18 protein-coding genes are annotated in these 16,447 nt (G+C 72.1%); 6 read left to right on the top strand and 12 right to left on the bottom strand.

What is annotated here, in order from left to right; genetic code table 11:
• Positions 1-46 precede the first annotated feature (46 nt).
• The 3 genes from ABKA17_RS31580 to ABKA17_RS31570 form a co-directional block, all read right to left on the bottom strand.
• Positions 47-1,261, bottom strand: coding sequence for an acyl-CoA dehydrogenase (locus ABKA17_RS31580; RefSeq protein ID WP_353695707.1), 1,215 nt, complete (start codon positions 1,259-1,261; stop codon positions 47-49).
• Positions 1,262-1,267: 6 nt separating this feature from the next.
• On the bottom strand, positions 1,268-2,290 hold the full coding sequence (locus ABKA17_RS31575; protein ID WP_353695706.1) for a phosphotransferase family protein: 1,023 nt from the start codon (positions 2,288-2,290) through the stop codon (positions 1,268-1,270).
• Between the two features lie 227 nt (positions 2,291-2,517).
• Positions 2,518-2,814, bottom strand: coding sequence for a hypothetical protein (locus tag ABKA17_RS31570; RefSeq protein ID WP_353695705.1), 297 nt, complete (start codon positions 2,812-2,814; stop codon positions 2,518-2,520).
• Between the two features lie 112 nt (positions 2,815-2,926).
• On the opposite strand from ABKA17_RS31570, the gene ABKA17_RS31565 reads away from it, so the two are divergent.
• Complete coding sequence (locus ABKA17_RS31565; RefSeq protein ID WP_353695704.1) at positions 2,927-3,898, top strand: NADP-dependent oxidoreductase; 972 nt, start codon at positions 2,927-2,929, stop codon at positions 3,896-3,898.
• A 121-nt stretch (positions 3,899-4,019) separates the two neighbouring features.
• On the opposite strand, the gene ABKA17_RS31560 is transcribed toward ABKA17_RS31565, so the two are convergent.
• Positions 4,020-4,355, bottom strand: coding sequence for a DUF202 domain-containing protein (locus ABKA17_RS31560; RefSeq protein ID WP_353695703.1), 336 nt, complete (start codon positions 4,353-4,355; stop codon positions 4,020-4,022).
• Positions 4,352-4,744, bottom strand: a complete 393-nt coding sequence (locus ABKA17_RS31555; protein WP_353695702.1) for a YidH family protein — start codon at positions 4,742-4,744, stop codon at positions 4,352-4,354. Before ABKA17_RS31555 ends, ABKA17_RS31560 begins: the two co-directional genes overlap by 4 nt.
• Positions 4,745-4,807: 63 nt before the next feature.
• Between ABKA17_RS31555 and ABKA17_RS31550 the strand changes: the two genes are divergently transcribed.
• The gene (locus ABKA17_RS31550) at positions 4,808-5,578 is read left to right on the top strand and encodes a hypothetical protein (protein WP_353695701.1); all 771 of its coding nucleotides are present in this window, start codon (positions 4,808-4,810) and stop codon (positions 5,576-5,578) included.
• Here the strand turns inward: ABKA17_RS31550 and ABKA17_RS31545 are convergent.
• Both ABKA17_RS31545 and ABKA17_RS31540 read right to left on the bottom strand, forming a co-directional pair.
• On the bottom strand, positions 5,560-6,075 hold the full coding sequence (locus ABKA17_RS31545) for an NUDIX hydrolase (RefSeq protein ID WP_353695700.1): 516 nt from the start codon (positions 6,073-6,075) through the stop codon (positions 5,560-5,562). The genes ABKA17_RS31550 and ABKA17_RS31545 overlap by 19 nt on opposite strands.
• 61 nt (positions 6,076-6,136) lie before the next feature.
• A complete protein-coding gene (locus ABKA17_RS31540; RefSeq protein WP_353695699.1) occupies positions 6,137-7,033 on the bottom strand; it encodes a DMT family transporter in 897 nt (298 codons plus the stop codon).
• A gap of 357 nt (positions 7,034-7,390) precedes the next feature.
• Between ABKA17_RS31540 and ABKA17_RS31535 the strand changes: the two genes are divergently transcribed.
• From ABKA17_RS31535 to ABKA17_RS31520, 4 genes are all read left to right on the top strand, one after another.
• Positions 7,391-8,341, top strand: a complete 951-nt coding sequence (locus ABKA17_RS31535; RefSeq protein ID WP_353695698.1) for an amino acid adenylation domain-containing protein — start codon at positions 7,391-7,393, stop codon at positions 8,339-8,341.
• A 79-nt stretch (positions 8,342-8,420) separates the two neighbouring features.
• Complete coding sequence (locus ABKA17_RS31530; RefSeq protein ID WP_353695697.1) at positions 8,421-9,950, top strand: APC family permease; 1,530 nt, start codon at positions 8,421-8,423, stop codon at positions 9,948-9,950.
• Positions 9,951-10,060: 110 nt separating this feature from the next.
• Positions 10,061-10,786 carry a molybdopterin-dependent oxidoreductase gene (locus ABKA17_RS31525; RefSeq protein ID WP_353695696.1) on the top strand — a complete coding sequence of 242 codons (726 nt, stop codon included), beginning with the start codon at positions 10,061-10,063 and terminating at the stop codon, positions 10,784-10,786.
• Positions 10,770-11,396 (top strand): cytochrome b/b6 domain-containing protein, encoded by a 627-nt coding sequence (locus ABKA17_RS31520; RefSeq protein WP_353695695.1) that lies wholly within the window; start codon positions 10,770-10,772, stop codon positions 11,394-11,396. Before ABKA17_RS31525 ends, ABKA17_RS31520 begins: the two co-directional genes overlap by 17 nt.
• Here ABKA17_RS31520 and ABKA17_RS31515 read toward each other — a convergent pair.
• From ABKA17_RS31515 to ABKA17_RS31495, 5 genes are all read right to left on the bottom strand, one after another.
• Entirely contained in the window at positions 11,307-12,425 is a 1,119-nt protein-coding gene (locus tag ABKA17_RS31515; RefSeq protein ID WP_353695694.1) for a hypothetical protein, read from the bottom strand. The genes ABKA17_RS31520 and ABKA17_RS31515 overlap by 90 nt on opposite strands.
• A gap of 134 nt (positions 12,426-12,559) precedes the next feature.
• Complete coding sequence (locus ABKA17_RS31510) at positions 12,560-13,588, bottom strand: L-idonate 5-dehydrogenase (RefSeq protein ID WP_353695693.1); 1,029 nt, start codon at positions 13,586-13,588, stop codon at positions 12,560-12,562.
• Positions 13,588-14,346 (bottom strand): SDR family oxidoreductase, encoded by a 759-nt coding sequence (locus tag ABKA17_RS31505; protein WP_353695692.1) that lies wholly within the window; start codon positions 14,344-14,346, stop codon positions 13,588-13,590. The genes ABKA17_RS31510 and ABKA17_RS31505 overlap by 1 nt, the downstream gene beginning before the upstream one ends.
• A 10-nt stretch (positions 14,347-14,356) precedes the next feature.
• Positions 14,357-15,754, bottom strand: a complete 1,398-nt coding sequence (locus tag ABKA17_RS31500) for a GntP family permease (RefSeq protein WP_353695691.1) — start codon at positions 15,752-15,754, stop codon at positions 14,357-14,359.
• Between the two features lie 49 nt (positions 15,755-15,803).
• Complete coding sequence (locus ABKA17_RS31495) at positions 15,804-16,310, bottom strand: gluconokinase (RefSeq protein WP_353695690.1); 507 nt, start codon at positions 16,308-16,310, stop codon at positions 15,804-15,806.
• Positions 16,311-16,447 lie beyond the last annotated feature (137 nt).

Here is a 16,447-nt window from a genome sequence, read left to right as displayed (position 1 = left end):
TGGGTAAGGGGCGGTCGCCATGGGCGACCGCCCCTTACCCCTCACCTCACAGGTACTTCTTCAGCTCCCGTCGCGCCAGCGACCGCTGGTGCACCTCGTCCGGACCGTCCGCGATCATCAGCGTCCGGGCCCCGGCGTACAGCTCGGCCAGCGGGAAGTCCTGGCTGACCCCGCCCGCGCCGTGCAGCTGGATCGCCCGGTCGATGATGTCCACGACCGCGCGCGGCGTCGCGATCTTGATGGACTGGATCTCGGTGTGGGCGTCCCGGTTGCCGACCGTGTCCATCAGCCAGGCCGTCTTCAGCACCAGCAGCCGCAGCTGCTCGACCGTCACGCGCGCGTCGGCGATCCAGTTGTGCACCACACCCTGCTGGGCCAGCGCCTTGCCGAACGCCGAACGGGACACCGCGCGGCGGCACATCAGCTCGATGGCCCGCTCCGCCATGCCGATCAGCCGCATGCAGTGGTGGATCCGGCCCGGACCCAGGCGGGCCTGGGCGATGGCGAAGCCGCCGCCCTCCTCGCCGATCAGGTTCGACACCGGCACGCGCGCGTGGTCGAAGATCACCTCGGCGTGGCCGCCGTGGGAGTGGTCCTCGTACCCGAAGACCTGCATCGCGCGCTTGACCGTGACGCCGGGGGTGTCACGGGGGACCAGCACCATGGACTGCTGACGGCGGATGTCGGCCCCGTCCGGGTCCGTCTTGCCCATCACGATGAAGATCTTGCAGTCCGGGTTCATCGCCCCGGAGATGTACCACTTGCGGCCGGTGACCACGTAGTCGTCGCCGTCGCGCTCGATGTACGTCGTGATGTTGGTGGCGTCCGAGGAGGCCACCTCCGGCTCGGTCATCGCGAACGCCGAGCGGATCTCACCGGCGAGGAGCGGCTGAAGCCACTGCTTCTTCTGCTGCTCGTCGCCGAACTGGGTCAGCACCTCCATGTTCCCGGTGTCCGGCGCCGCGCAGTTCAGCGCGGTGGGCGCCAACTGCGGGGAGCGGCCGGTGATCTCGGCGAGCGGCGCGTACTGGAGGTTGGTCAGTCCGGCACCGTACTCGGAGTCGGGCAGGAAGAGGTTCCACAGCCCCTGCCTGCGCGCCTCGGCCTTGAGCTCCTCCACCACGGCCGGGGTGTCCCACGGCGAGGCCAGCGCGGCCCGCTGCTCCTCCGCCACCGCCTCGGCGGGGTAGACGTACTCGTCCATGAAGGCGAGCAGCTTGGCGCGGAGTTCCTCGGTGCGCGCGTCGAACGCGAAGTCCATGGCGGGTCAGCCTTCCTGAAGGGTGGTCAGGCCGTGCGAGATGAAGACGGGGACGAGGTCGCCGATGCGGTCGAAGCCGGCGCCGACCGTCTGGCCCAGGGTGTAGCGGTAGTGGATGCCCTCCAGGATCACGGCGAGCTTGAACCACGCGAACGCCGTGTACCAGGAGACCGTGGCGACATCGCGCCCCGACCGGGCCGCGTACCGCTCGATCAACTCGGCCGGATCCGGATGTCCCGGCGCCGCGGCGGTCGTGGAGACGGGGGAGTCGGGCATCTGGAGCGGGATGCTGTACATCACCAGCAGGCCCAGGTCGGTGAGCGGATCGCCGAGGGTCGACATCTCCCAGTCGAGGATCGCCTTGATCCGGTCGTCGTCCCCGATCAGCACGTTGTCGAGCCGGTAGTCGCCGTGCACCACCGTCGCCGCGGGGGAGGTGGGCAACTGCCGTCCCAGCGCCGCGTGCAGCTCGTCGATGCCGGCCAGCTCACGGTTGCGGGAGGCGTCCAGCTGCTTGCCCCAGCGCCGCAGCTGCCGGTCCAGGAACCCCTCGGGGCGCCCGAAGTCCGCTAGCCCCACCTCCGCCGGATCCACCGCGTGCAGCTCGACCAGCGTGTCCACGAGGGACAGCACGGCCTGCCGGGTGCGCTCCGCGCCCAGCGGCACGAGCTGGTCGGCGGTGCGGTACGGGGTGCCCTCGACGAACTCCATGACGTAGAACGGCGACCCGAGCACGTCCTCGTCCTCGCACAGCAGCACCGGACGCGGCACCGGCACGTTCGTCGGGTGCAGGGCGCTGATCACCCGGTGCTCGCGCTTCATGTCGTGCGCGGTGGCCAGGACATGGCCGAGCGGGGGACGCCGTACGACCCATTTGGAGGTGCCGTCGGAGAGCGCGTAGGTGAGGTTGGAGCGTCCGCCCTCGATCAGCCGGCCGGTCAGGGGGCCGTGGACCAGTCCGGGCCGCTCGCGCTCCAGCAGGCCGCGCAGCCGGTCGAGATCGAGTCCGGGCGGATGGTCGGGGCTCATGCATCGCTCCTACGGGCAGGTGAACGGTTCCCGAATCATGATGCCGACCGGTCGGTATGCCGTCCAGTGCGTAGCGCGAACGTGATCTGAGCCACCCTCGGAGCCGCCCTCTGGAACACCTTGGTTCGCCACCCTCGCCACCATAGGCCGACAGCTCCCCGCACGGTGCGTCGGGGAGCTGTCGGGTGCTGCTTCTCGGCCGGGCGGCCTGAGGTCGGTGCCCGGTGTCAGTGGTCGTCCCAGTGGCCGTCGTGCTTGGCGTGCCGGTGACCGTCGTGCAGATAGTCCACGTGGTCACCGTGCAGCACGCTCTCGTGTCCGCAGGAGTCGCCGTGGGTGTGCTCGTGGGCGTCGTGGGTGACGTGCCCGCCCGGCTCGCACTCGTCCCAGTGGCCGCTGTGCTCGCGGTGCAGATGCCCGCCGTGCGCGTAGTCGACGTGGTCCCCGTGCGGGACCGCGGTGTGACCGCAGTCGGGGCCGTGGGTGTGGGAGTGGGAGGCGTGTTCCTGGTGCAGGGTGGTCATGGTGCTCGCCTTCGGAGATGGTGCCGATGCCGTCGGACAGGCTGCCACGCGAACGCCGCATATCCGGGCATCCCGCTTGCGTGGCGTACGCGAACCCCGGAGGGTCGGAGCCATGAAGGGCATCAGCTACTCACGCTACGGCGGACCCGAGGTCCTCGCATACGGGGACGTGCGCGACCCCACGGTCGGGGTCGACGCGGTGCTGGTCAAGGTCCGGGCGGCGGCGGTCAACCCGGTCGACTGGCACGCCCGCGAGGGCCATCTCGAACGCATCCTCGACCCCGTCTTCCCGGTGGTCCCCGGCTGGGACGTCTCCGGGGTCGTGGTCGGACTCGGGGTGTCCGCCACGGAGTTCGCGATCGGCGACGAGGTCATCGGGTACGTCCGCGAGGACTTCCTCTCCCGTGGCACCTTCGCCGAGTACGTCGCCGCCCCCGTCCGCACGCTCGCCCGCAAGCCCCGCAACCTCTCCTTCGAGGAGGCGGCCGGTCTGCCGCTGGTGGGGCTCACCGCCTACCAGGTGCTGGTGAAGGCGCTCCAGATCAAGCGCGGCGAGACGGTCCTGGTGCACGCCGCGGCGGGCGGCGTGGGCTCCCTGGCCGTACAGCTGGCCCGGCACTTCGGCGCCCGCGTCATCGGTACGGCGAGCCCGGGCAACCACGACTTCGTACGGGGCCTGGGCGGCGAGCCGGTCGAGTACGGCGAGGGACTGGCCGAACGGGTGCGCGGGCTGGCTCCCGAGGGCGTCGACGCTGCCTTCGACACGATCGGCGGCGAGACCCTGACGACCTCGGCGAACCTCCTGGCCCCCGAGGGCCGCCTGGTGTCCATCGCGGACGGGGACGTCGTTTCCTACGGAGGCCGCTACTACTGGGTGCGCCCGGACGCGGAGGACCTCCAGCGCCTGTCCGAACTGGCGGAACAGGGCGTGGTGTCGGTGCACGTGTCGAAGTCGTTCCCGCTGGAACGGGCGGCGGAGGCGCAGCGGCTGAGCCAGGAGGGACGGACCAGGGGAAAGATCGTGGTCACGGTGGACTGGGAGGCGGAGGAACCGGCGGAGTCGGGGGAGCCGGAGGCGGGCTGAGCGCTCCGCCGGAAGCGCCGCGATGGGCCGTCGGTCGACTGCGGCGCCGTCGTGGCTGGTCGCGCAGTTCCCCGCGCCCCTTGGGGGGTCGCCGAACCGCAGTCGGCTTCGCCCGGCCCGCTCAGAGCACCAGGGCGGCTCCGCAGACGGCCAGGGCGACGGTGCACAGGGCCGCCGCCGTGGCGTGGCGCGGGGTGATCGCGGAGGGGCTCGCGAGAGCCGCGAGGGCACGGATGCGCCGGTGAGCGAGGAGCAGGAAGCCCAGCCAGAGGCCGCACACCAGGGCGCAGACGACGACCCCGGCGGTGGACGGACCGCCGTGCAGTGCGGCCTTCACGGCGAGCACGGCGGAGACGGTGCCGGCGAGGGTCGTACGACGCCACGCGAGGCGGGTGCGCTCCGGCTGGAGCCCGGGGTCCCGTTCCTCGGCGGGACCGGCGGGGCCGGTCGCGCTCACCCCTCCCACCCGACGAGCACGACGACGACCATGGCGACGGCGACGACCGCCACGACCACACTCAGCAGCGCCGGGAACCGCGACACCGGCAGATCCTCGCCCCGCCGCATCGCCCGCTCGCACCGCATCCAGTGATTGACCGCCCGCAACGAACACAGCACCCCGGCCACGAGCAACGCGAGCGCCAGCCCGACCCGCCAGGCCCAGCGCAGATCCGGCAGGAACTGATCGACGGCGAAACCCCCGCCGATGAGCGCCAGGGCGGTCCGCAGCCACGCCAGGAAGGTGCGCTCGTTGGCCAGCGAGAACCGGTAGTCGGGCGTACTCCCCTCCTCCCGAACCACCTCGGGCGCGAACCACAGCCGGACGTTCCGCACAAAACCAGTCACGGGCCGACCCTACCGGGGCCCTGACGAGGGGCGTTGTCAGTGCCGCCCGTTACGGTTCGGGGCATGGATCTTCCCCCGTCGCTGACCGGATACGCGGTGCCCGGGCACGGCATCGCGCCGGCCGAGCACCTCGTCGAGGCGCCCGGGTTCTGGCCCGCGTACTACCTCCCGGTCTTCGACGAGTTCGTGGCGGAGCCCGAGCTGTTCGGCGCCGACTCGGCGGACGTCGACGAGGCCATGTCCGACCTGCACTGCGCGGAGGAGACATGGCCGGCGTTCCGCATACCCCTGGCCGGCGGGCATGTGCTGTGGATCGTCCACCGCAACTTCCCGGGCGAGGCCGGCACGGACTATCTGGTCACGCACCCCGACTGGGACCGGCACATGGATCTGGCCTCGCTCGACGGCCATTTCAGCGGACCCGGACTGTCCTGGCCGGAGCTGCTCGCCGTGGCGGAGTCGGCCCCGGCGGAGGCGGAGGGCGTACGCGACCCGGATCTGCGGCTGCTTCTGCTGCTCCCCGCGTTCGGCGACGCGGACACGCCCGAGGCGGAGGCGGTGGAGCGGATCGCCGGCGCGCTGCGGGCGGTCGGGGTGGCCGGGGAGGCGGCGTCCGAAGTCGCGGAGAAACTCCTGGACCACCAGTTCTGGGACCCGCCCACCTGGACGGTGCCGGGTGCCGGCCCGCTCAGCGGCGGTACGTCCGGGCCCGGTGTGCTGCCCGTGTGCGACGGGGCGTGGAGCCCGCGTACGGTGCAGCTCGGCCGGGGGATCAGCGCGGCGCAGGCACGTGCCCTGGCCGCCGCGCTCACGGGTCAGCCGGTCGCCCGGTAGGCGCGGAGCCGCTCGTACGCGTCCAGCCCGTCCGGCACCCACTCCCACTCGCCGAGCCGCCGCTCGACCTCCTCCTCCGGCAGGAAGTCGTACCAGGCGACCTCCTCGACCTGGGGGTTCACCGGCAGCTCGCACCGGACCTCGTAGACCGAGGACCACCAGGTCCTGCCGGCCCCGTCGTCGTACAGGAACTTGAAGAGGAACTCGGGGGCGGGGAGCCCGGAGACCCCGAGCTCCTCCTCGGCCTCCCGCAGGGCCGCGTCGTCGTAGGCCTCGCCCGCGCCGACGACTCCGCCGACCCACATGTCGTACAAGGAGGGGAAGACCAGCTTGTCCGGCGTACGGCGGTGGACGAAGAGGCGTCCCTCGGAGTCGCGGGCCTGGATGAACACGCACCGATGCCGTAGTCCCTCGGTGTACGCCGCACCGCGCGGCGACTGTCCGACGACCCGGTCGTCCTCGTCGACGATGTCGAGAATCTCGTCAGCAGAACTCATGGACCCATCCAAGCAGCCCCTCGTCCCGGGGCCGCGGGCCAGGTCGCGGGGTCCGGCCCGCTCAGCTCGGCTGGAGGTTCCGTGACCGTGCCGGTCGCTCCGGCGTCCCGCAGGGCATCGCCGGGTGCAGGCCCAGCAGCACGATGCCCACCACGACCGCCGCGAGGCCCGCCGCCTCCCAGACCAGGGCGCCCGTGTCGGTGCGCAGGCGGTCGCCGAGGAAGCCCACGCCGCAGATGATGCCGGCGAGGGGCTGGGCGGCGGTGAGGGCCGGCAGGGACATCCGCAGGGACGCCGTCTCGAAGGCGCTCTGGACCAGGACGAGCCCGGTGACGCCGAGGGCCAGCACGGCGTAGGGCTGCCAGCCGGTCAGCAGTTCCACCAGGCCGCCGGAGGAGAAGCGCTGGCCGCTCACCCGGGTCAGGGCGTCCTGGACGCCGTAGAGCAGGCCGGCGGCGACCGCCAGCAGGGCCGGGCCCGCGACCAGGCGGGAGCGCTTCGCGTACGTCGTCAGGAGCAGCGCGAGGCCGATCATCGCGCCGATGATCAGCCAGTGCCGGAAGGGGTCGGCGACCGCCGTGCCGCCGCGCGGCTCGCCCGCGACGATGAACGCCGTCACCCCGCCCGCGAGGAGCAGCAGGCCCGCCCAGCCCTGGCGGCCCAGCGACTGCTTGGTCTGGTGGCGGGAGAGGGCCATCGCGAACAGCAGGTTCGTCGCCAGCAGTGGCTCCACCAGGGAGATCTCGCCCTGTCCCAGCGCGATCGCGCCGAGCACCATGCCGGCCACCATCAGCGCGATACCGCCGAGCCAGCGCGGCACCCGCATCAGGTCCAGGAGCAGCCGGGGCGAGAGGAAGTCGTTCAGGGGTGCCCGCTGAGCGGCGTTCTGCTGGAGGACGAAACCGAAGCCCAGGCAGGAGGCGGCGCTCACGGCGAGAACCAGAACAAGAACCGACACGCTGCGTACCTCGATCACTGGGCCGGGCTGCGGGGCGGGTTAGGGGCCGACTGTAGCGCCCCCGGGCCCGGCTTGCTCCCCGGAGTACCCGGAACCGGGTGGTTGACTCGGTCACCCCGTACGACCGTCCCGCCATGTTCCGACGGCGGGCCCCGCAGCGCCATGGCGTACGCCACACGCACGCCCCGATCCCCGCCGTCGGTGATCACAACTGCCCCATCCGTAACGGAAGTTGAACCGTGTAACACCCGCTCCAGCCTTGACGGGAACCATTGGCTGCCGGTTTGCTGTCCGTGACCAGTTGCCCACACAACCGAACTACGACGTCGAGCAACGTCGCGTGAGGAAGTCTCCGCGGTGTCTCCACCCCCGCCACCACTGGGCCGCAGCCGCAGACGCGCGGCCCAGGCCTTCGACGCCGCCCTCGACGACGCCGAACTCGCCTCTGCCCGCGCCGCGTTGGCCCAGGGCCGCTGGCAGGCCGCCCGTTCCCTGCTCGCCCACTCCGGCGACGACTGGGACCTGCGCGGCCACCGCGTGACCGTCCTCGCCCTGGAGCCCTACAGCGCCGCCTGGACCCGCGACTGGCTGCTCGCCGAACCCGAGTCCGCCGACGCCGCCGTCCTGCTCGCCCTCGCCCAGGTCCAGCGTGCCCTGCGCGGCAAGGAGAAGCCGGACCGCGCCCGCGAGGCCTGCCGTACCGCGGCCGAGCGGGCCCCCGCCGACCCCACCCCCTGGCTCGGCATGCTCATGCTGGAGAAGGGCACGGTCGGCGCCGGGAACGCCGTCCGGATCTTCGACGAGGTCCGCAGCCGCTACGCCGACCACCACCACGCCCACCACCTGATGGTCGCCCGGCTCGCCGAGCACCGCGCCGACACCGGCCCGGACCCCCTCCACGAGGTCTACGACTTCGCGAACTGGGCCGCCGAGCAGGCCCCGGCCGACTCCCCGCTCGCGATCCTCCCGGTCATCGCGCACGCCGAGCGCTACCGCGTCCTCGCCACCGCGGGCCACGAGCCCCCCGACCCGGTCGCCTCGGGGCACTGGGTGGGGCGCCGGGCCCGCCAGGTGATGAAGGCCGCCTTCGACTGGTGGCTGGAGTGGGAGCACGAGGGCCACCCCCGCCGCCTGGTCGACCTCAACTTCCTCGCCCACGCCAAGGTCTGCGAGGGCCGGGGCGCCGAGGCCGCCGCCCTGTTCCACCGCATCGGCGAGCACGCCACCCCGAGCCCCTGGTCGTACCCCGACCGGGACCCCTCAGCCGCCTTCCGCGCCGCCCGCGACAGCGCGCTCGGCACGACGTGAGGCCCCCGACACCGCCCGACGCCCCCGACACCACCCCCCAGCCTCCGACGCCCCCTTCCCCGAAAAGGACGGTCCCCCCGTGACAACCGACAGTTCGAGCCCGAGCAGAACCGACGGCATCAGTACCTTCAAGGGTCAGGAACGGGCCCTGCGCGCCGACCGCCTCGGCACCGGGGGCCTGCTGCTCTCGGTGCTCGCGGCGACCGCCCCCCTCATGGTGGTCGCGGGTGTCATGCCCACTACATTCGCGGTGATGGGCATCGTCGGACAGCCCCTACTCTTCGTCCTCCTCGGCGTGATCCTCGTCCTCTTCGGCATCGGCTACGCCGAGATGAGCCGGCACGTCCACAACGCCGGCGCCTTCTACGCGTACATCTCCCGCGGCCTCGGCGGCACCGCCGGCGCGGGCGCCGCCATGGTCGCCCTCGTCGCCTACAACGCCCTCCAGGTCGGCATCTACGGCATCTTCGGCTTCGAGGTCTCCGGCCTCTTCGCCACCTACGCCGAGATGGACGTCGCCTGGTGGATACCGGCCCTGGTGGCCGCGCTCGTCGTCGGCGCGCTGGGCTGGCTGAAGATCGACGTCAACGCGAAGGTGCTCGGCGTCCTGCTGGTCATCGAGGTGGTCCTGGTGGTCATCTTCGACATCGCCGCCGTCGCCGACCCCGGCAAGGAGGGCCTGTCCCTGCACGCCTTCAACCCGGACACCCTCACCGGCGCGGGCGTCGGCACCGCCCTGTGCTTCTGCATCGCCGCCTTCCTCGGCTTCGAGCAGGCCCCCGTGTACGCCGAGGAGACCAGCCGCCCGCATGTGCTGGTGCCCCGCGTGATGTTCCTGGCCGTCGGCGGGGTCGCCGTCTTCTTCGCGCTCAGCAGCTGGGCCCTCACCGTCGCCACCGGCCCCTCGGCGATCGTCGGCGAGTCGCAGAAGCAGAGCGCCGGGCTGCTCTTCGGCCTCACCGAGTCCCGGCTCGGCGGCACCTTCACCGACGTCCTGCACATCCTCTTCGTGACCGGCATGTTCGCCGCGATGCTCAGCTTCCACAACGTCGTGGCCCGCTACGCCTTCGCCATGGGCCGCGAGGGACTCCTCCCCGGCGCCTTCGGCCGTACCACCGGCACCAGCGGCGCCCCCGGCACCGGGTCCCTGCTCCAGACGGTCGTCTCGGTGGTGGTCGTGGTCGCCTTCGCGGTCGCCGACGACAAGCCGACCGGCGACCCGACCGTCCCCGTCCTGCACCTGTTCACCTGGTTCGGCAACATCGGCGCCCTCGGGGTGATCGTGCTGATGGCGGCGGCCTCCTTCTCCGTGGTCGTCTTCTTCGCCCGGCGCGGTGCCGTCGGCGCCCAGGCCTGGCGCCTGGTCACCTCCGCCCTCGCCGGCCTCGCCCTGCTCGTGATCGCCGGCTACACGGTGAAGGACTTCGACGTCCTGGTCGGCTCCGGCCCCGGCTCGTCCCTGAGCTGGGTCCTGCCCGGCATCATCGGCCTGGCGCTGCTCGTCGGCGTGGTCCAGGGCCTGCTTCTGCGCGCCCGCTCACCCGAGGCGCACGCCCGGATCGGCCTGGGCAACGAGGCGTTCCAGCTGGACAAGGCGGCCTCCTCCTAGGGGCTCGGAAGGCGGCGTCCCCTTAAGAGGGCGTGAGAAGTGGTTACGGAAGTCTGACGGGCACCCGCGAATCCTGGTCCACCGAGGGTCGCGGGTGTTCGAATGAGAAGGTGAACTCCGGACAACCCGAGGAGCAGGGCAGGCCCATCGGCCGCCGTGTCCTCCTCGGCACCCTCGGCCTGGGCGCGCTGGGCGTGGTCGCCGCGCCCACCCTGCAACGCGGCCTGGAGGCCTTCCTCGGCAGCGCGGCCGACAAGGACCCCACCGGCCTCACCGGCCTGCTCCCCAACGGCGGCGGCTTCCGCTACTACTCGGTCGCCTCCTCCGTACCCCACAAGAACGCCTCGGACTACCGCCTCAAGATCGACGGCCTCGTCGACCGCCCGGCCACCTACACCCTCCGCGACCTGCGGGCCATGCCTCAGACCCGGATGGTCAAGGACGTCCAGTGCGTCACCGGCTGGCGCGTCCCGGACACCCCGTTCGAGGGCGTCCGCCTGTCCCGGCTGCTCGACGCCGCCGGAGTCCAGGCCAAGGGCACGGCTATCCGGTTCGACTGTTTCGACGGCACGTACACCGAGAGCCTCACCCTCGACCAGGCCCGCCGCGCCGACGTCCTGGTCGCCCTGCGCATGCAGGACAAGGACATCGGCCACAGCCACGGCGGCCCGGTCCGCCTCTATGTGGCGCCGATGTACTTCTACAAGTCCGCCAAGTGGCTCTCCGGCATCACCGTCACCGAGGACGTGGAACCGGGCTACTGGGAGCGGCGCGGCTACGACGTCGACGCCTGGGTCGGCAAGTCGAACGGGCGGGACGATGAGCCTACGAGCTGAAGCCCCCGCACCCGAGTCGTCCCGCGTCCGGCGCTTCGGCCGCAGCCAGCGCTGGGTGCACCGCACGACGGCCGCCCTGATGGGCGTCTGCGTCCTCACCGCGGCCTGTCTCTACCTCCCCCAGCTCGCCGAACTCGTCGGCCGCCGCGAGCTGGTGGTCCGCCTCCACGAGTGGTCCGGCCTCGCCCTGCCGCTTCCCGTCCTGGCCGGTCTCGTCTCCCGGCACTTCCGCGCCGACCTGCGCTTCCTGAACCGCTTCGGCCCGCACGACCGGACCTGGCTGCGCGCCGCCCTGCACCGCGACAAGCGGCCCTCGGCCCGCCCGGCGGGGAAGTTCAACGCCGGGCAGAAGGTCTACGCGGCGTGGATCGCCGGCGCGACCCTGGTGATGCTCGGCACCGGACTGCTGATGTGGTTCACCCACCTCACCCCGATCCAGTGGCGTACCAGCGCGACCTTCGTCCACGACTGGCTGGCCCTGACGATCGGCATCGTCCTCGCCGGCCACATCGGCATGGCACTAGGGGACCCGGAGGCCCGGCGCGGCCTCAGGACGGGCACGGTGAGCCGGGAGTGGGCCGAGCGGGAGCACTCCCTGTGGCGCCACTGACCCGCTCGGCGCGCCCGGCCCGGACACGACGGGAGCGGGCGCCACGACGCTGAGGGCGTCCTTCGCCCGCACCTCCACGCCCCCGAACCGGACGGCCACGTCGACGACCTTCGGCAGCCCCTCCACCACCGGCACCACCACGTTCAGCAGCAGTCGGTCACCCGCCCGGGAGCCGAGGACCGGCGGCCCGTCCAGCTCCCGGCCGTCGACGAACACCCGCCCGTCCCGCAGCAGTTCGCCATGGTCGAAGTAGGTCCCGGCCAGCTCGACGCCGACCGTCTCCCCGGCCCGCGCCTGACCGTCGTCGCCCGCGTCCACCCGGGCGATCCGGTACGCGCACGCGGGCGGGGCTCCGGAAGCGGCCCTCAGCCGTACGGTCGCGCCGGGGTGCCGCCGATGGAAGTCGAGCAGCCCGCCCAGCACGGTGTACGCGGCACGCCCCTTGCAGGTGTCGGACCTCCCGGCGAGCACGGCGAAGTCCCGCGCCGCGGTCTCCCAGCTGCCGCCCTTGCCCTGTACGGCAAGACAGGCGGAGGCGAGCCCCCGCAGCAGCCGCCACTCGTCGTCCGCCGGTGTCCCGGGGATCACCGTGAGGGCGGTCCGGCACTCGGCGGGGGCGCGCAACCGGTCGTAGAGGCCGGACGGGTCCGGCACACCGTCCGTGTCCGGCGCGTCCGGGCCGGGCGGGAGCCAGGCGGGGACCTCGAGCGGGCGCTTGCTCGGCGAGGGCGTGGGCGTGGGAGCGGGCGTCGGCGTGGGGGAGACGTCGGGGCTGCGCAGCGGCCCGGGAACGGCGCTGGGGCTGATCACATGCCCGTCGGGCTTGGGCCGTGCCGAGACGCCGGGCGGGACGGGTGAGCCGGAACGGCCCGCCGGCACACTGCCCGACGGGGCGGCCGTGACGATCGTGCCCCCGCTGTCGCCCCTGCCCTGCGTGTCCCTCCCGTCACCGGTGAAGGCCGCGGCGGCCACCGCCACCGCTCCGACCACGAGCAGCCCCGAGATACGCACCCCGAGGGAAACCGCCATGACGCCCCCCGACACGGTCACCCCTGGGACGCCGTCCCCAGGGGTCTCCCATCATCGGGCCGACCGCGTCCACAGGGAAGCCGTATCGGCCCCGAAGTCGGTGCGCGGCCTCGGCCGCCCGCAGGGACCGGGACTCAGCCCTCGAAGTCCAGCAGCACCTTGCAGGACACACTCCGGTCCGCGGCCAGCGCGAACGCCGACGCCGCCTCCCGGACCGGCACCACCGCACTGACCAGCCCGTCGAACGACGGCTCGGCCGCGAGCAGTTCCAGCGCCGCGTCGAACTCCCCGTCGAAACGGAACGCCCCCCGCAGCTCGATCTCCCGGCTCACCACCAGGTTCCCGGCGAACGGCGACTGCCCCGGCGGCAACATCCCCAGCTGCACCACCACACCACCCCGCCGCACCAGCCGCAGACACGTGTCCAGCCCGGCCGCGACCCCGGAGGCCTCGACCGCCACGTCCACCTCACCCGGCCACCCGGCATCCGCAGGATCATCGGCCCGTACGAGGGTGTCGGCGCCGGCGACACCGGCGTACCGCAGCGCCTCCGGCAGCAGGTCCGTCACCGTGACCTTCGCCGCTCCGGCCGCCTTCGCCGCCGCGACCACCAGACACCCGATGGGCCCGGCACCGGTGACGAGGACGTGCTTGCCGGCGATGTCCCCGGCCCGCCGCACCGCGTGCAGCGCGACGGACAGGGGTTCGGCGAGGGCCGCCCGGCGCAGTTCCAGGCCCTTGGGGAGGGCCCTCAACTGTGCGGCGGGCACGACCACTTGGGCCGCGAACCCGCCCTGGACGTGCGGGAAGCGCGCCGCGCTGCCGAGGTAGCGGGTGTCCCGGCACACGTTCCGCCGCCCGTCGACGCACTCCGGACACACCCCGCAGGGCGTGGCGGGGTGCACCGCGACAGCCGTACCCGGCACCGGACCCGACGCCCCGTCGCCGTACGACACGACCGTGCCGACCACCTCGTGCCCGAGCACCATCGGCTCCCGGAGCCGGAAGTCGCCGACTCCGCCGTGCCGCCAGTAGTGCAGGTCGGAGCCGCAGACCCCGCCGTAACGGACGGCGACCAGCGCCTGCCCGGGGCCGGGTTCGGGGACCACCAACTCCTCGACCCGCAGGTCGTTCCGACCATGGATCACACAACCGAGGCTCATCACAGCACGCTCGTCATTCCGCCGTCGACGTACAGGATCTGTCCGCTGACGAAGTCCGCGGCGGGCGAGGCGAGGAAGAGCACGCCGCCCACCAGGTCCTCCGTGCGGCCCCAGCGGCCTGCCGGGGTCCGGCGGCGCACCCAGGCGCTGAACTCCTCGTCCTGGACCAGGGGTTGGGTCAGCTCGGTCTCGATGTAGCCCGGGCCGAGCCCGTTGACCTGGACGCCCTGCGGGCCCCAGTCGGCGCACATGCCCTTGGTGAGCATCTTCAGCGCGCCCTTGGTGGCCGCGTAGGGCGCGATGCCGGGGCGGACCACCTCGCTCTGCAACGAGCAGATGTTCACGATCTTGCCGTGGCCGCGTTCCGTCATCCGGCGGGCCGCTTCCCGGCCGACCAGGAAGGCGCTGGTCAGGTTGGTGTCGAGGATGCGGTGCCAGTCGGAGTCGGTGAACTCGAGGAGCGGGGCGCGCAGTTGCATGCCCGCGTTGTTGACCAGGATGTCGAGCGGGCCGACCCGGTCCTCGACGTCCGCGATCCCGGCGGCCACCGAGGCGCCGTCGGTGACGTCGAAGACGGCCGTGTGGACGTCCCCGGGGAGTTCGGCGGTGGCCTTGGTGAGCCGCTCGCGGTCGCGTCCGTTGAGGACGACCGTGCAGCCGGCCTCCGCGAGGCCCCGGGCCAGCGCGAGGCCGATGCCCCGGCTGGAGCCCGTGACCAGAGCGGTCCGACCGCTGATGTCGAACAGAGGGTGACTCATCCCCGTACCCCTAGATGATCAGCGAGAGGAGCAGGACGATGCCGCCCGCGACCACCGAGATGATCGTCTCCATGACGGACCAGGTCTTGATGGTCTGGCCGACGTTCAGGCCGAAGTACTCCTTGACCAGCCAGAACCCGGCGTCGTTGACATGGCTGAAGAAGAGTGAGCCGGCGCCGATGGCGAGGACCAGCAGGGCCGCGTGGGTCGTCGACATGTCGGCGGCCAGCGGGGCGACCAGTCCGGCCGCGGAGACCGTGGCCACCGTCGCGGAACCGGTCGCGAGGCGGATGGCCACCGCGATCAGCCAGGCGAGCAGCAGGGCCGGGATCGACCAGTCCTTGGAGATGTCCAGGATCATCGCGCCCACGCCGGTGTCGATCAGCGTCTGCTTGAAGCCGCCGCCCGCGCCGACGATGAGCAGGATGCCCGCGATGGGCGCGAGACCCTTCTCCACCAGGCCGGAGAGCCGGTCCTTGCCGAAGCCCGCGGGCCGCAGCAGCGTGAAGATGCCGAGCAGCACGGAGGCGAGCAGGGCGATCAGCGGCGAACCGATGACGTCGAAGACCCGCTGCGTGGTGTTCTCGGGGTCGTCGATGACGATGTCGACGAGCGCCTTGGAGAGCATCAGGATCACCGGCAGCATGATGGTGATCAGCGTGGCGCCGAAGCCGGGACGCTTCTCCAGGTCCTCCGAGGCGCGCTGGGGGATCATCTTGTCCGGGGCGGGGACATCGACCCAGCGGGCCGCGTACCGCGAGAACAGCGGACCGGCGATGATCACCGTCGGGATCGCGACGAGCACACCGAGAGCCAGGGTGACGCCCAGGTCGGCCTTGACCGCGTCGATCGCGACCAGCGGGCCGGGGTGCGGCGGGACCAGGCCGTGCATGACGGACAGACCGGCGAGGGCCGGGATGCCGATGCGCATCAGCGAGTAGTTGCCGCGCTTGGCGACCATCAGCACGACCGGGATCAGCAGGACGACGCCGACCTCGAAGAACAGCGGCAGACCGATCACCGAGGCGATCAGGACCATCGCCCACGGCATCGAACGGCCGCCCGCCCTGGCGAGGATCGTGTCGACGATCTGGTCGGCCCCTCCGGAGTCGGCGAGCATCTTGCCGAGGATCGCGCCGAGGGCGATGAGCACGCCCACGCCGGCGACCGTGGTGCCGAGCCCCGTGGTGAAGCTGGCGATGGCCTTGTCGAGCGGCGCTCCGGCGAACGCGCCCAGCGCCAGCGACCCGATGGTCAGCGACAGGAACGCGTGGAGCTTGAACTGGGTGATGAGCAAAACGATGACGGCGATGCCCGCCAGGACGGCGATGCCCAGCTGAGCGTGACCGGCCGAGGTGATCGGCTCGACCGGATCCGCTGCCAGCATCTCGACGCTGAGTCTGGTCACGGGGGTTTCCCTTGCAGGTACGGGGACGGGGAGGGGTGCTGCGGGGGTGCTACCGGAGCTCGGTCAGGGCCTTCGCGGCCCGGCCGGTGATCTCCTCGGGGCTGCCGGAGACATCCACCACGACTCCCGCCTCGTCCTCCTGAAGGGGCTGGAGGGTGGCGAACTGGGAGTCGAGCAGCGCCGTCGGCATGAAGTGCCCCTGCCGATGGGACATCCGGTCCTCGATGAGGGCACGATCACCCGCGAGGTGCACGAAGACGAGCCCGGGAGCGGCGGTCCGGAGCCGGTCGCGGTACGACCGCTTCAGCGCCGAGCAGCTGACCACCCCGCCGAGTCCCGCCCGGCCGTGCGCCCAGTCACCGATGGCATCGAGCCACGGCCACCGGTCGTCGTCGGTGAGCGGGGTACCGGCCGACATCTTGGCGATATTGGCCGGCGGGTGGAAGTCGTCGCCCTCGGCGTACGGGACGCCGAGCCGGGCGGCGAGCAGGGGACCGATGGTGGTCTTGCCGGTGCCCGCTACGCCCATCACCACGACGACATGAGGGGTGTTCATCGCTTCCTCGCTGTCTTCTTCGACGGATGTCGACTGATGTCGACGCCACTGAAACCCATTAGGTACGACGAATTCAAGAGCCTGTGACAAATAAGTCTGACTTTTTGAGTCCGTGACCTGCCGCGTACGCTGAGTGC

This window comes from Streptomyces sp. RG80 (assembly GCF_040446465.1).
Lineage (GTDB): Bacteria > Actinomycetota > Actinomycetes > Streptomycetales > Streptomycetaceae > Streptomyces.
This window is presented reverse-complemented; position numbering and strand designations above follow the sequence as displayed.

Coding starts and splice junctions, on each gene's coding strand:
- ABKA17_RS31565 (WP_353695704.1), top strand. CDS start 2,927: ATGAAGGGCATCAGCTACTCACGCTACGGCGGACCCGAGGTCCTCGCA.
- ABKA17_RS31575 (WP_353695706.1), bottom strand. CDS start 2,290: ATGAGCCCCGACCATCCGCCCGGACTCGATCTCGACCGGCTGCGCGGC.
- ABKA17_RS31515 (WP_353695694.1), bottom strand. CDS start 12,425: ATGGCGGTTTCCCTCGGGGTGCGTATCTCGGGGCTGCTCGTGGTCGGA.
- ABKA17_RS31580 (WP_353695707.1), bottom strand. CDS start 1,261: ATGGACTTCGCGTTCGACGCGCGCACCGAGGAACTCCGCGCCAAGCTG.
- ABKA17_RS31510 (WP_353695693.1), bottom strand. CDS start 13,588: ATGAGCCTCGGTTGTGTGATCCATGGTCGGAACGACCTGCGGGTCGAG.
- ABKA17_RS31550 (WP_353695701.1), top strand. CDS start 4,808: ATGGATCTTCCCCCGTCGCTGACCGGATACGCGGTGCCCGGGCACGGC.
- ABKA17_RS31570 (WP_353695705.1), bottom strand. CDS start 2,814: ATGACCACCCTGCACCAGGAACACGCCTCCCACTCCCACACCCACGGC.
- ABKA17_RS31495 (WP_353695690.1), bottom strand. CDS start 16,310: ATGAACACCCCTCATGTCGTCGTGGTGATGGGCGTAGCGGGCACCGGC.
- ABKA17_RS31505 (WP_353695692.1), bottom strand. CDS start 14,346: ATGAGTCACCCTCTGTTCGACATCAGCGGTCGGACCGCTCTGGTCACG.
- ABKA17_RS31520 (WP_353695695.1), top strand. CDS start 10,770: ATGAGCCTACGAGCTGAAGCCCCCGCACCCGAGTCGTCCCGCGTCCGG.
- ABKA17_RS31545 (WP_353695700.1), bottom strand. CDS start 6,075: ATGAGTTCTGCTGACGAGATTCTCGACATCGTCGACGAGGACGACCGG.